The sequence below is a fragment of the Labrys sp. F242 genome (genome assembly GCF_057813875.1).
This window is the reverse complement of the sequence record NZ_JBVASG010000001.1, coordinates 1-13950: the sequence shown is the minus strand read 5'-3', so window position 1 is coordinate 13950 and position 13950 is coordinate 1. Positions and strand designations below refer to the sequence as shown.

Sequence of the window (13950 nt, the reverse complement as noted above, 5' to 3'; positions counted from 1 at the left end):
ATCCAGCTCTCGTTTCCAGAGCGGAAATCCGTCGACGCTGGATGCCCGGGTCAAGCCCGGGCATGACAAAACTGCGCCTGTACCGGCCCTGTCGGGTGATTTCCCGCAGATTCTTCAGGCCTTCGAAAGGAGACAAGGCTAGCTTTGCACCTCCGTGCCCGCTAAAAGCGGCGTTTCAAAATCAACTGTCAGTTGACTATTCAACTCCGAGTTCCCTCCCCCATGACCACCGAGCGCTATAACGCCCGCGACGCCGAGCCCAGATGGCAGAAGATCTGGGCCGACCAGGCGATCTTCGAAACCAGGAATGAGGATCCGCGTCCGCGCTATTACGTGCTCGAGATGTTCCCCTATCCCTCCGGGCGCATCCATATGGGCCATGTGCGCAACTACACCATGGGCGACGTGGTGGCGCGCTATCGCCGGGCCAAGGGCTTCAACGTGCTGCATCCCATGGGCTGGGATGCCTTCGGCATGCCGGCCGAGAATGCCGCGATGCAGAACAAGTCGCATCCGGCCAAATGGACCTATGCCAATATCGACACCATGCGCGGCCAGCTCAAGTCGATGGGCCTGTCGCTGGACTGGAGCCGCGAGATCGCAACCTGCGATCCCTCTTATTACCGCCACCAGCAGGCGATGTTCCTGGACTTCCTGCAGGCCGGCCTGGTGGAGCGCAAGGTTTCCAAGGTCAACTGGGACCCGGTCGACCATACCGTGCTCGCCAACGAGCAGGTGATCGACGGCCGCGGCTGGCGCTCGGGCGCCCTGGTCGAGCAGCGCGAACTGACCCAGTGGTTCTTCAAGATCACCGATTATTCGCAGGACCTGCTCTCGGCCCTGGACACGCTGGATCGCTGGCCGGAGAAGGTCCGGCTGATGCAGAAGAACTGGATCGGCCGGTCGGAAGGCCTGCAGGTGCGCTTCGAACTCGACGCGGCCACGGCGCCGCAGGGCGAGAACGAGCTCCTGATCTATACCACCCGCCCCGATACGCTGTTCGGCGCCAAGTTCATGGCCGTAGCTGCCGACCATCCGCTCGCCAAGGCTGCCGCCGCGAACAATCCGGAGCTGGCCGCGTTCATCGAGGAGATTGGGCGTACGGGTACCTCGGCGGCCGTGATCGAAACGGCCGAGAAGAAGGGATTCGATACCGGCATCCGCGCCGTGCATCCCTTCGATCCGGACTGGAAGCTGCCTGTTTACGTCGCCAATTTCGTGCTGATGGAATATGGCACGGGCGCCATCTTCGGCTGCCCGGCGCATGATCAGCGCGACCTCGATTTCGTCAACGCCTATGGTCTCGGCAACACGCCGGTCGTGTGCCCGCCCGACCAGGACCCCGCCAGCTTCGTGATCACCGACATCGCCTATGACGGCGAAGGGCGGATGATCAATTCGCGTTTCCTCGACGGCATGACCATCGAGCAGGCCAAGGAAGAAGTGGCCCGCCGGCTGGAGAGCCGGACGCGCGGCAACGCGCCCGTGGCCGAGCGCAAGGTCAATTTCCGCCTGCGCGACTGGGGCATCTCGCGCCAGCGCTATTGGGGCTGCCCGATTCCGGTGATCCATTGCGAGGTCTGCGGCGTCGTGCCGGTGCCCAAGAAGGACCTGCCGGTCAAGCTGCCCGACGACGTCACCTTCGACCGGCCCGGCAATCCGCTCGACCATCATCCGACCTGGCGCCATGTCGACTGCCCGCAATGCGGCAAACCGGCCCGCCGCGAGACGGACACGATGGACACCTTCGTCGATTCGTCCTGGTATTTTGCGCGTTTCACCGATCCGTGGATCGAGACGGCACCGACAGTCCGTAAGGAAGTCGATGCCTGGCTGCCGGTCGACCAATATATCGGCGGCATCGAGCACGCCATCCTGCATCTGCTCTATAGCCGCTTCTTCGTGCGCGCCATGAAGAAGACAGGCCATGTCGGCCTGGATGAGCCCTTCAAGGGCCTGTTCACCCAGGGCATGGTGGTGCACGAGACCTATCGCGCCGACAATGGCGAGTGGGTGGTGCCGGCCGACGTGCGCATCGAGGGCGATGGTGCCGAGCGCCGTGCCTTCAACAACCGCACGGGCGAACCGGTCGAGATCGGCTCGATCGAGAAGATGTCGAAGTCGAAGAAGAATGTCGTCGATCCCGACGACATCATCGCCGACTACGGCGCCGACACGGCACGCTGGTTCATGCTGTCGGACTCGCCGCCCGAGCGCGACGTAATCTGGACCGAGGACGGTGTACAGGGCGCCGGCCGCTTCGTGCAGCGCATCTGGCGCATCGTCAACGAGATCGCCGCCCATACGGCCTCTCCCGTCGGCCCCACCGCGAGCGAGGACGACGTTCTGGCCGTGCGCAAGGCCGCGCACCGGGCCCTGGCCGCCGTCGAAGCCGATATCGAGCGCCTCGGCTTCAACCGCTGCGTGGCGCATATCTACACGCTGGTAAACAGTCTCGGGCGCGCGTTGGACGGCACCAAGAACGCCGAGGCGGTGCCTGCCAATCTCGCCGCCGCCCTGAAGGAAGCCGGCGTCATGCTGGTGCAGTTGATCGCGCCGATGATGCCCCATCTGGCCGAGGAATGCTGGAGCGTGCTGGGCTGTCAGGGCCTGGTGGCCGAGGCTTCCTGGCCTGTGGCCGATCCTGCTTTGCTGGAAGACGACACCATCACCCTGCCGGTGCAGTTCAACGGCAAGAAGCGAGCCGATCTTACCGTGCCGAAAACGGCATCGCCAAAGGAAGTCGAAGCTGCCACACTGGCTGATGAAACCGTCCAGCGTGTGCTGGAAGGGCGCTCTCCCAAAAAGATCATCGTCGTGCCGGGAAGGATTGTGAATGTCGTCGTCTAGTCAGACCTCGCGCCGCGGTGCGCTGTTCGCCCTCGCCCTCCTGCCGGCCGTGATGCTGGGCGGCTGCTTCCGCCCGATGCTGGCGGATCCCGGCAACGGCTCGCCCGGGCTGAAGGGGCGCCTTGCTTCCATCGCCATCGATCCGGTCGACGACCGTGTCGGCCAGCAGGTACGCAACCGCCTGTCGTTCAATCTCACGGGCGGCGCCGAAGGGCCGCCGTCGCGCTACCGGCTGGTGCTTGCGACGTCGTCCAGCTTCGATTCCGCGCTGGTCGATGCACTGAACGCTACGCCCCAGGTCGACACCGTGACGCTGACGACGGATTATACGCTGCTCGATCCGGCCACGGACAAGATCCTGCTCAAGGCGAAGAACTTCGCGCGCAAGTCCTATAATTCCGGCCTGCAGCGTTTCGCCAGCGTGCGGGCGCGGCGCAATGCCGAGAACGATGCGGCCGACGTGATGGCCGACCAGATCCGGCTTCGGCTGGCAACCTGGCTCGCCGATCACCCCTGATCGCCGGGGTGAGGCACGCCCGTCCGGCGCGCCTCACCCTATCCCTGGTTCCGTAACCCCGCCTGCTTCGGTGCAACGCAAGGCACCACAGGCAGTAACGACACCATAGGCAGTAACGATACATGGCCTCCATCGAACGGCGCGCCGTCGATGCCTTCATCAAGAAACCGGACGCCCATTTCGCGGTGATCATGGTCTATGGGCCGGATACTGGCCTGGTGAGCGAACGTGTCCGTGCACTCGTGGCGGCCTCAGTCGACGATATCGACGATCCTTTCCAGCTCGTTCGCCTCGACGGTGACGAAATCAGCGGCGACCCGGCCCGCCTGGCCGACGAAGTCTTCACCATTCCCCTCTTCGGGGGGCGCCGCGCCGTGCGCCTGCGGGCCGGCAGCCGCAACATCGTGCCGGCGGTCGAGCCCGTGCTCGCCAACCCGCCAGCGGCCTGCCGGGTGGTGATCGAAGCCGGCGATCTCAAGAAGAACCACGCTTTGGTTTCCCTGGTGGAGAAATCGCGAGCCGGGGCGGTAATCGCCTGCTTCGGCGACGAAAATGCCAATATCGGTCAGATCATCGCCGAGGAAGTCGCCATTTCAGGCCTGACCATCGCGCCCGAAGCGCGCGAGACGCTGATTGGCCTTCTCGGCGGCGATCGCCTGGCCACCCGCAGCGAGCTGAAGAAGCTGACGCTCTATGCCCACGGTGCCGGGCGTATCGAACTGAGCGATGTCGAGGCTGTGGTGGGCGATGCCAGCGCGCTCGCCACCGACGAGATCATCGACGCCGCCTTTTCCGGCCGGGCCGACCTGCTCGACTCCACCTTGGCCAAGGCCTGGAATGAAGGGGTCAACACCTCTCAGCTGGCAGGAACGGCTCTGCGTCACGCTCTCCTGCTTCACCGCCTGCGAGGCGAGGTCGAGAAGGGCCGTCCTGCGGCCGCCGTCGTCGATTCGATGGGCATGCAGGTGCATTTTCGCCGCAAGGCCGGCGTCTCGGCTCAGCTTGCGGCCCTGACGATGGCGAGGCTCGATCGCATTGTGGCCGACCTGTCGGACGCCGTGCTCGATGCCCGCCGCAATGCTGCCCTGGGGCAGGCGATCGTCTCGCGCGCCTTGATGCGGATCGCCCTCATGGCGAAGGCCCGGCGCTGATCCTGCCTGCCCTGGGCGAGCCTTTTCCTGCAGCGCTGGCCTCGGGCCTTCACCCTCGATGCCCAGCCATAGAACAGGAAGCAACTTCACGGCCACAACAACTGTCGATTACTCTAATAAAGCCCTTATTAATTTACATTCATCGAAGAAATAAAGACAGAATACCGAAAATACCTCATCCTATCCTTCTGAATGCGCGAGAGCTAGCCCTGGAGGCGGCCGGAATTCAGCAGGGAGGACGCGTTGAGGACAGAGGAAGTGGCAGACTTGCCAGGCAGCGATCCGCTTCCGGCCTGGTTGATCTTTACCGGCGTGACTTTATTCGCCTTCCTGCTGGCATGGTATTTCGGGCTGATCGCCAGAATGGTTGCGAGTGACCGCACCTTCATCTCCGTCGTCATTGCCGTTCTATATGTCGTCGCCAGCCTGCACTGCCTGTGGCGCGTCCTGATCATCTCGAAGGAGGGGCAAGCAGCCCTGCGGTCGGCGCGGCTTCTCGTCCGCTACGAGAACGGTCGTTCCAATGAGCCGAAAATCGATCTCGTCAAGGAGCTGCCGGCCGGACTTGTCTCGTCCCATATCCGGGACCTCAAGACGAAAGCCAGCCTGCAGGGGCATATGCGCCTCGACCAGACGCTGCTGCTGCGTGTTCTCGCCAATCGCCTGCGGGGTTCGAACGGCCTGGGCGCCTTTGCCAGCGACACCCTGATGAAGCTGGGGCTCCTGGGCACCATCATCGGGTTCATCATGATGCTGGCGCCTATTGCCGGCCTCGACATCGAAGATCACGCGGCCATGCGAATCTCGATGTCGCTGATGAGCGACGGCATGGCCGTGGCCATGTATACCACGCTCGTCGGGCTGGCCGGCTCCATCCTCTTGAAGATCCAGTATCAATTCCTGGAGAACGCCACCGCCGCCATCTTTGCCTTCGCCGTGGATATTACCGAGGTCTATGTGGTCTCGGCGCTGGAGCGGCGGGCTCAGGCGGCATGATCGACGATTTCGACCTGATGCCTCGCGAGGAGGCGTTCGATCCGTTCAGCGTGGTGCTGTTCAAGGCGCTGCAGGTCGTCGCCTTCCTGTTCTTCATCGCCTTGATCATCGTGGCACCCAAGGCTGACAACGGCAAGGTCGACAGCAAGGCCGAATTCCTGATCAGCATGGACTGGCCGGACAACCACCCCGACGACATGGATATTTTCGTCCAGGACCCGCTTGGCAATGTGGTCTGGTACCGCCGCCGGGAGGCTGGCTTCATGCTGCTCGATCGCGACGACAGAGGTGGCATCAACGATTTCGTCATGGTGAATGGCAGCAAGGTTCCGACGGCGACCCGGCAGGAACTGGTCAGCATCCGAGGCTTCGTCGCCGGGGACTACACCATCAACGTCTACCACTTCACTGCGCTGACGGGTCGTATGGTGCCCGTGACAGTGACGCTGCAAAAGCTCAACCCCAAGGTGACCATCGTGGCCAAGGAGACGCTGGAGGTTGTCGACGGCGGCACCGAGAAGACTGCGCTACGCTTTACCATGGATGAAAAGGGCGCGGTGACGAAGGTCGATCGGACGCCGAAATCGATCCTGCAGACCTTCTACAATCCCCGCGCGAATGGTGCCAAGCCATGAGCTGGGTCCAGATCCATGTGCTTCTTCTCACGCTGGCCTATGTCACGACGGCGGCCTTGCTCCTTGCTATCGTGAGCAAGCTGGCATTCAACCGGCTGGCGAAGGTGGCGGCGATCTTGGCTGCCAGTTCCTTCTACGTCGCGGTCTTCTTCTCCACGCAGGGCCTGCTCGGCTGGTCCGCGCCAAGGGCCTTGCCCGAGCGTTTCAAGGTGTTGTGGACCTATGTGGTCGAGCCCGATCCGGCACACGCCAATCCGGGCGCGGTGCATCTTTGGGTCGAGGAACTCGATGCGGCCAATTTGCCCAGCGGTGAACCCCGCTCCTATCTCCTGCCCTATTCGCGACAATTGGCCGATCGGGTCAACCAGGCGCAGACCCAGATCAAGGACGGCATGCTGGTTGGCGGCAAGCCCCGTTATTATGGGAATCCGTCCTCGACCGAGGGTGTTTCCGGCCCCATCAATGTAAACGCACCGCCGGGCGGCGACCCTTCCGGAGGCGGGGTGCTCGATCCGGCCTTTCTCGGCGGCCAATCCAAGAATGTCGACCTCATTCCCCTGCCAAAGCCGATCCTGCCGGAAAAGGAACTGACCGAGCCGGCACAATGAACGGACCTGCTTCAGTACACCTCGATATCGGCTCTTCCTGGGTCCTATTTCAGGATCTTGGTCTGGTCGATATAGAAGATCCGATCCGGCAACTGCAGCTTGCGATCGATGCCGGAGATCGTCACCGTGGTGTCGTAGCCCTGCGGATCGGTGACGGTCCACTGCTTCAGATCGTAGTTCGGTGCCGGAAAGGTCAGCTGTATGCGGGACTTGCCGCCGCTGGCTGCCGACCCTTCCTCCAGGATGACGCTGATTCCGGCCGCTTCGCGCCCGACCGCCAGCACCCTGGAATCCTCGATCAAATCGAGCCTGTCGGCCAATAGAAAGCGCAGCGGCGTCTGCTTGATGAAATAGAGATCCTGGGTGTTGAGCTTGCGGTTGCGAACGGCCACCGAGGTGCCATCCGCCAGCAGTTGCAGCGAGGACGGCGGGTCATAGTCGAAGCGCATGCGGCCGGGCTTGGACACCCAGAACTTGCCATTGATGCGCTTACCGTCAGAGCCGACCTGCACGAAGCTGCCTGAGAAGAATTTGATATTGTTGAAATAACTGTCGATCTGGTCGAGTGTCGCCTTGTCGGCCGCACTGAGTGCCTTGGGATTGATGCGATGGGTATCGATTTCCAAAGGCTGGCCCGAGGCGACCAAGTCGGGTGACGGCAGGGCGTCGGCGGCAGCCGGCACCGTGGCGGCGGGCGGCGTACCGGACTCGTTCTGCCCATAGGCAGTGCCGGCCAGCAAGGACAGGCTCAGAGCGACGAGAACGGTACGGGCAAAAGGCATTGCAAACTCCGAGACGACCGGCGCGGAGACCGGAACCGGCAACTGGAAACGAATGGGGCAAATCCCAAAGCGTTTTGCGATTCGAGGGTCTCACCAAGAATCGCAAAGACGCGTCTAAGCGAAGGACCAGAGCAAAGCGACGTTTCACCAAACGCGCTTTGCTCTGGGGAATGTGCCCTAAAGCGTGTCTATGGCCTTTTAGCGGCTTTGCAACAACAAAGCCGTGCAGAAGCCGCGATCAAATATGGATCGCACGTCCTTCGACGGCCAGCGCTGCCTCCTTGACGGCTTCCGACATGGTCGGATGCGCGTGGCAGGAACGGGCGAGATCCTCGGATGAGCCGGTGAACTCCATCAGCACCACGCCTTCATGGATCATCTCGCCGGCACCGGCACCAAGGATGTGCACGCCGAGCACGCGGTCCGTGCTCGCATCCGCAATTACCTTGACGAAACCTTCGGTGGTGCGGTTGGCGCGGGCACGGCCATTGGCGGTGAAGGGGAATTTGCCGACCTTGTAGGCGATACCGGCCGATTTGAGCTCTTCCTCGGTCTTACCCACCGAAGCGATCTCGGGATAGGTGTAAACCACCGCCGGAATGACGTCGTAGTTCACATGACCGTGCTGGCCGGCCAGGATCTCGGCGACGGCAATGCCCTCGTCCTCGCCCTTATGCGCCAGCATTGGCCCGCGCACCACGTCTCCGATGGCATAGATGCCGGGGACATTGGTGGCGAAATGGTCGTCGATAACAACCCGCCCACGCTCCGTGACGACACCGGCTTCCTCCAGGCCAAGGCCGTCCGTATAGGGCCGACGGCCGGTGGCGACCAGCACGATGTCGGCTGCGATGGTTTGCTTGTCGCCGCCCGCCACCGGTTCCACGGAGACGACGGCACCCGCAGCGCTGGTCTCGACACCGGTGACCTTGGTGGCGAGCTTGAACTCGATGCCCTGGCGGCCGAGCAGACGCTGGGCCTGCTTGACGACCTCGCCATCCATGCCGGGCAGGATACGATCAAGGAATTCGACCACCGTAACCTCGGCGCCGAGGCGGCGCCATACCGAGCCGAGCTCGAGGCCGATCACGCCGGCGCCGATGACGACCAGCTTCTTCGGCACGGTGGCGAGCTCGAGCGCGCCTGTGGAGGAAACCACGGTCTTCTCGTCGATGGTGACGCCGGGAAGCTGGGCGACATCCGAACCCGTGGCGATCACGATCGACTTGGTTTCCAGCGTTTCAACCGAACCGTCTTCGGCCGTCACCTCGACCTTGCCGGCAGCGAGGATCTTGCCGGTGCCTCGATAGGCCGTGATCTTGTTCTTCTTGAACAGGAAGGCAACGCCCTGGACATTGGCGTCCACGGTCTCCTGCTTGTGCTTCAGCATCTGGCCGAGATTGAGCACGGGCGCCGGCACTTCGATGCCGAAGGCCTTGAAGCCATGCCCGGCCTCGTCGAACAGTTCGGAAGCGTGCAGTAGCGCCTTGGACGGGATGCAGCCGACATTGAGGCAGGTGCCGCCATAGGTGGCACGCTTCTCGACCACTGCGACATTCATGCCGAGCTGGGCGGCGCGAATGGCGCAGACATAACCGCCGGGGCCAGTGCCGATAACGACGAGATCATGAGAGGGCATGGGCTTTCTCGTTTTTCTTTACCCTCCCCTGGAGGGGGAGGGTCGGCCGGAGGCCGGGGTGGGGTGATTTCCGCGCGCCCGTCGATACGACCAAGTGTGGTAGCGCTCCGCAATGTTGAGCCACCACCCCACCCCGACGCTACGCGTCGACCCTCCCCCTGCAGGGGAGGGTAAAATTTTACAGATCCAGTACCAGACGAGCCGGATCCTCCAGGCTCTCCTTGACGCGCACCAGAAAGGTGACCGCTTCCTTGCCGTCAATGATGCGATGGTCATAGGACAGCGCCAGATACATCATCGGACGCGCCACGATCTGGCCGCCGATGACCATCGGACGCTCCTGGATCTTGTGCATGCCGAGGATGGCCGACTGGGGCGCATTGAGGATCGGCGTCGACATCAGCGATCCATAGACGCCGCCATTGGAGATGGTGAAGGTGCCGCCCTGCATCTCCTCGATCTTGAGCTGGCCATCACGCGCGCGCTTACCGAAATCGGCGATGGTCTTCTCGATGCCGGCGAGGCCGAGCGTCTCGGCATCCCGGATCACCGGCACGACGAGGCCCTTGTCGGTGCCGACGGCGACGCCGACGTGGCAATAGTTCTTGTAGATGACGTCCTGCCCGTCGATCTCGGCATTGACGGCCGGCATCTCCTTGAGGGCCTGGGTGCAAGCCCGCACGAAGAAGGACATGAAGCCGAGCTTCACGCCGTGCTTCTTCTCGAACAGATCCTTGTACTGGTTGCGCAGCGCCATGACGTTGGTCATGTCGACCTCGTTGAAGGTCGTCAGCATGGCCGCATTGGCCTGCGCTTCCTTGAGGCGGCGGGCGATGGTCTGGCGCAGCTTGGTCATGCGCACGCGTTCCTCGCGCGCGGCATCGGCCGGGGGCGAAGCGACCCGCGGAGCTGATGGCACCGGAGCAGCGGCAGGAGCCGGTGCGGGAGCTGCAGCCGGGGCCGTGGTTGGGGCCGGCTGAGCCGTAAGCACATCGCCCTTGAGCACCTGGCCGCGGCGGCCAGACCCTTCGATCTGGGCGGGGTCGAGCCCGCGATCGGCGGCGATCTTGGCCGCGGCGGGCGAAGGCGGAACAGCGGAAGCAGCCGGCGCGGCGGCGGCCGGCGCAGCAGGGGCTGGTGCAGGAGTGGCAGGAGCCGGAGTGGGCGCGGCGGCCGGGGCAGCGGCTGTGCCGGAGCCCGCCCCGATGGTGCCGAGCGTGGCGCCCGGCCCAACGGTCTCGCCGGTCTTGGCCAGGATCTCGCCAAGCACGCCGGCGGCCGGGGCATTGACTTCCAGCGTGACCTTGTCGGTCTCGAGTTCCACCAATGGCTCGTCGGCCCTCACGGCCTCACCCGGCTTCTTGAACCATTTACCGATGGTGGCTTCCGTGACCGATTCGCCCAGGGTCGGCACCTTGATTTCCGTCGCCATGCTCTCACGCCCGCCTTGAGGCGCCCTCTTTTTCAAAGCGTTTTGCGATCTGGCGGAATCGCCAAGAATCGCAAAGACGCGTCCATACAAAAAGTTAGAGCAAGGAAGCGTTTTCATCAAAACGCGCTTTTGCTCTGGGGAGTTGCGGCAGGCGGGAACAGATCCCGCCCGCCGGTGCGAAGTGAGCCCGTCAGATCGTCAGGGCTTCGTCGGTGAAGGCTTGCAACTGGGCCAGATGCTTGGACATCAGCCCCGTTGCGGTCGCGGCGGAAGCCGGACGGCCGGCATAGGCAGCCCGCTTGGCCTTGGTGCCCGCCTGCCCCAGCACCCATTCCAGATAGGGCTCGACGAAGGACCAGGAGCCCATGTTCTTGGGCTCTTCCTGGCACCAGACCACATCGGCCTTGCGGAAGCGCGACAGCTCGTTGGCCAGCGACTTCAGGGGGAAGGGATAGAGCTGCTCGACGCGCAGCAGATAGATGTCGTCGATGCCCCGCTTCTCGCGCTCGTCGAGCAGGTCGTAATAGACCTTGCCCGTGCACAGGATGACACGCCGGATCTTCTCGTCCGCCACCAGCTTGGTGGTGGAATTGCCGAACTGGGCATCATCCCACAGGATGCGATGGAAGGTGGTGTCGGCCCCCATCTCGCTGAGCTTGGAGACGCAGCGCTTGTGGCGCAGCAGCGATTTCGGCGTCATCAGGATCAAGGGCTTGCGGATGTCGCGCTTGAGCTGCCGGCGCAGGATGTGGAAATAGTTCGATGGCGTCGTGCAGTTGGCGACCTGCATGTTGTCCTCGGCGCACATCTGCAGGAAGCGCTCGAGGCGGGCAGAGGAATGCTCGGGCCCCTGCCCCTCATAGCCATGCGGCAGCAGGCAGACCAGGCCGGACATGCGCAGCCATTTGCGCTCGCCCGAGGAGATGAACTGGTCGAACACCACCTGGGCGCCATTGGCGAAGTCACCGAACTGGGCTTCCCACAGGGTCAGCGCCTTGGGCTCGGCCAGCGAGTAGCCATATTCGAAGCCGAGCACGGCCTCTTCCGAGAGCATCGAGTTGATGACCTCGTATTTGCCCTGACCTCCGCGGATGTTCTTGAGCGGCGTGTAGCGCTTCTCCGTCTCCTGGTCGATCAGCACGGAATGGCGCTGGGAGAAGGTGCCGCGCTCGCAGTCCTGGCCCGAGAGCCGCACGCGATGGCCCTCGTCGCACAACGTGCCGAACGCCATGGCCTCGGCGGTCGCCCAATCGAGCCCCTCACCGGTCTCGATCATCTTCCGGCGCGTTTCCATGAAGCGCTGGATGGTCTTGTGGACCTGGAAGCCTTCCGGGAGCTTGGTCAGCGCATTGCCGATCTGGGTGAGCTTGGCCATATCGACGCCGGTAGCGCCGCGGCGCGGATCGTCGTCACCCGAACCGATCGCCTTGAGGCCGGCCCACTGCCCGTCGAGCCAATCGGCCTTGTTGGGCCTGTAGGCTTGGCCAGCCTCTTGTTCGGCCTCCAGGCGCGCGCGCCAGTCGGCCTTCATCTTCTCGACCTCGCCGGCGGTGACCACGCCGGTCTCGATCAGCCTGTTCGAGTAAAGCTCGACCACGCCCGGATGCGAGCGGATCTTGCGATACATCAGGGGCTGGGTGAAGCCCGGCTCGTCGCCCTCGTTGTGCCCGAAGCGGCGATAGCAGAACATGTCGATGACGACCGTCTTGTGGAAGGTCTGGCGGAATTCCGTCGCCACCTTGGCGGCGAACACCACCGCCTCCGGATCGTCGCCATTCACATGGAAGATCGGCGCCTCGATCATCTTCGCCACGTCGGAAGGATAGGGCGAAGAGCGCGAATAGCGCGGATAGGTGGTGAAGCCGATCTGGTTGTTGATGATGAAATGCATCGAGCCGCCGGTGCGGTGCCCCTTCAGGCCCGACAGGCCCAGGCATTCGGCGACCACGCCCTGGCCGGCAAAAGCAGCATCGCCATGGATGAGCAGCGGCATCACCTTGGCGCGCGAATCGGTGTCGCCATGCTGGTCCTGCTTGGCGCGCACCTTGCCGAGCACCACGGGATCGACGATCTCGAGATGGGACGGATTGGCGGTCAGTGACAGATGCACCTTGTTGCCGTCGAACTCGCGGTCCGACGAGGCACCGAGGTGGTATTTCACGTCGCCGGAGCCTTCCACGTCGTCGGGCGTATAGGAACCGCCCTTGAACTCGTGGAAGATGGCGCGATGCGGCTTGCCCATCACCTGGGCGAGCACGTTGAGGCGGCCGCGATGGGCCATGCCCAGCACGATGTCCTGCACGCCGAGCGCGCCGCCGCGCTTGATGATCTGCTCCAGCGCGGGAATGGCCGATTCCGAACCGTCGAGGCCGAAGCGCTTGGTGCCGGTATATTTGACGTCGATGAACTTCTCGAAGCCTTCGGCCTCGATCAGCTTGGAAAGGATTGCGCGCTTGCCCTCGCGGGTGAAGGTGATCTCCTTGTCCGCCCCTTCGATGCGCTGCTGGATCCAGGCCTTCTGGGCGGGATCGGAGACATGCATGAACTCGACACCGAGGGTCGAACAATAGGTGCGCTTGAGGATCGTCTCGATCTCGCGGATGGTCGCGAATTCCAGACCGAGGACATGGTCGATGAAGATCTTGCGATCGAGGTCGGCTTCCGAAAAGCCATAGGTCTGCGGATGCAGCTCTTCGTGATCGCGCGCTTCCTGCAGACCGAGTGGATCGAGATTGGCGAAGAGGTGGCCGCGCATGCGATAGGCGCGGATCAGCATGATGGCACGCACCGAGTCGCGCGTCGCCTGCAGCATGGCCTCGGAGGAGATGGCCGCGCCCTGGGCATCCGCCTTGGCCTTGATCTTCTCGCCGACCTTCTTCTCGATCTGGCCCCAATTGCTGTCGAGGGCCGAGACGATTTCACCATTGGCCGCAATCGGCCAGTTGGGTCTGGCCCAACTCGCGCCACGCGCATTCTTCTCGACGATCGCCTTGTCGTCGGCGAGACCGGCAAAGAAGGCCGCCCACTCGCCGTCGACCGAGGACGGATTGTCCTCGTAGCGCGCATAGAGATCTTCGAGATACTCGGCGTCGCCACTATAGGCGAAGCTTTGCAGGTTCATGTCGTCTTGACGATCCATCGTCCCGTTCCTTCGGTTCCGAGGGCCGGGGCGACGGCCCCGGTCCGATCTCAGCCCCTTTTTGGCTTCAGCCCTTCAGCAATTCGGTGAGCGTGGTACCGAGGCGAGCGGGGGATGGGGATACCCTGACGCCAGCGGCTTCGAGCGCGGCGATCTTGGAGCCGGCATCGCCCTTGCCGCCGGAGATGATGGCGCCGGCAT

10 protein-coding genes and 1 pseudogene are annotated in these 13950 nt (G+C 63.4%); 6 read left to right on the top strand and 5 right to left on the bottom strand.

Features of this window, described 5'->3' with window-relative positions; all coding sequences use genetic code 11:
* Nucleotides 1-222: 222 nt before the first annotated feature.
* The 6 genes from leuS to ACZYTC_RS00030 all read left to right on the top strand — a co-directional run bounded on the left by leuS (nucleotide 223) and on the right by ACZYTC_RS00030 (nucleotide 6757).
* Nucleotides 223-2850 (top strand): leucine--tRNA ligase, encoded by a 2628-nt coding sequence (gene leuS, locus ACZYTC_RS00055; RefSeq protein WP_488988640.1) that lies wholly within the window; start codon nucleotides 223-225, stop codon nucleotides 2848-2850.
* The gene (gene lptE / locus ACZYTC_RS00050; RefSeq protein WP_488988639.1) at nucleotides 2837-3367 is read left to right on the top strand and encodes an LPS assembly lipoprotein LptE; all 531 of its coding nucleotides are present in this window, start codon (nucleotides 2837-2839) and stop codon (nucleotides 3365-3367) included. Before leuS ends, lptE begins: the two co-directional genes overlap by 14 nt.
* A 122-nt stretch (nucleotides 3368-3489) precedes the next feature.
* The gene (gene holA, locus ACZYTC_RS00045) at nucleotides 3490-4518 is read left to right on the top strand and encodes a DNA polymerase III subunit delta (RefSeq protein ID WP_441770122.1); all 1029 of its coding nucleotides are present in this window, start codon (nucleotides 3490-3492) and stop codon (nucleotides 4516-4518) included.
* A gap of 258 nt (nucleotides 4519-4776) precedes the next feature.
* Nucleotides 4777-5514 (top strand): MotA/TolQ/ExbB proton channel family protein, encoded by a 738-nt coding sequence (locus ACZYTC_RS00040; protein WP_441770121.1) that lies wholly within the window; start codon nucleotides 4777-4779, stop codon nucleotides 5512-5514.
* Nucleotides 5511-6149 carry a hypothetical protein gene (locus ACZYTC_RS00035; RefSeq protein WP_434958113.1) on the top strand — a complete coding sequence of 213 codons (639 nt, stop codon included), beginning with the start codon at nucleotides 5511-5513 and terminating at the stop codon, nucleotides 6147-6149. The genes ACZYTC_RS00040 and ACZYTC_RS00035 overlap by 4 nt, the downstream gene beginning before the upstream one ends.
* Entirely contained in the window at nucleotides 6146-6757 is a 612-nt protein-coding gene (locus ACZYTC_RS00030) for a hypothetical protein (RefSeq protein WP_441770120.1), read from the top strand. The genes ACZYTC_RS00035 and ACZYTC_RS00030 overlap by 4 nt, the downstream gene beginning before the upstream one ends.
* A gap of 44 nt (nucleotides 6758-6801) precedes the next feature.
* Here ACZYTC_RS00030 and ACZYTC_RS00025 read toward each other — a convergent pair whose 3' ends face one another.
* The 5 genes and pseudogenes from ACZYTC_RS00025 to ACZYTC_RS00005 all read right to left on the bottom strand — a co-directional run.
* Entirely contained in the window at nucleotides 6802-7539 is a 738-nt protein-coding gene (locus tag ACZYTC_RS00025) for a LolA family protein (protein WP_434958115.1), read from the bottom strand.
* Nucleotides 7540-7777: 238 nt separating this feature from the next.
* Nucleotides 7778-9178 carry a dihydrolipoyl dehydrogenase gene (lpdA, locus tag ACZYTC_RS00020; protein ID WP_434958116.1) on the bottom strand — a complete coding sequence of 467 codons (1401 nt, stop codon included), beginning with the start codon at nucleotides 9176-9178 and terminating at the stop codon, nucleotides 7778-7780.
* A 178-nt stretch (nucleotides 9179-9356) separates the two neighbouring features.
* Nucleotides 9357-10610 carry a 2-oxoglutarate dehydrogenase complex dihydrolipoyllysine-residue succinyltransferase gene (gene odhB, locus ACZYTC_RS00015; protein WP_488988638.1) on the bottom strand — a complete coding sequence of 418 codons (1254 nt, stop codon included), beginning with the start codon at nucleotides 10608-10610 and terminating at the stop codon, nucleotides 9357-9359.
* 190 nt (nucleotides 10611-10800) lie between these two features.
* A complete protein-coding gene (locus tag ACZYTC_RS00010) occupies nucleotides 10801-13749 on the bottom strand; it encodes a 2-oxoglutarate dehydrogenase E1 component (protein WP_488988637.1) in 2949 nt (982 codons plus the stop codon).
* A 67-nt stretch (nucleotides 13750-13816) separates the two neighbouring features.
* Nucleotides 13817-13950 (bottom strand): annotated as a pseudogene (locus ACZYTC_RS00005) (succinate--CoA ligase subunit alpha); the annotation flags it as partial.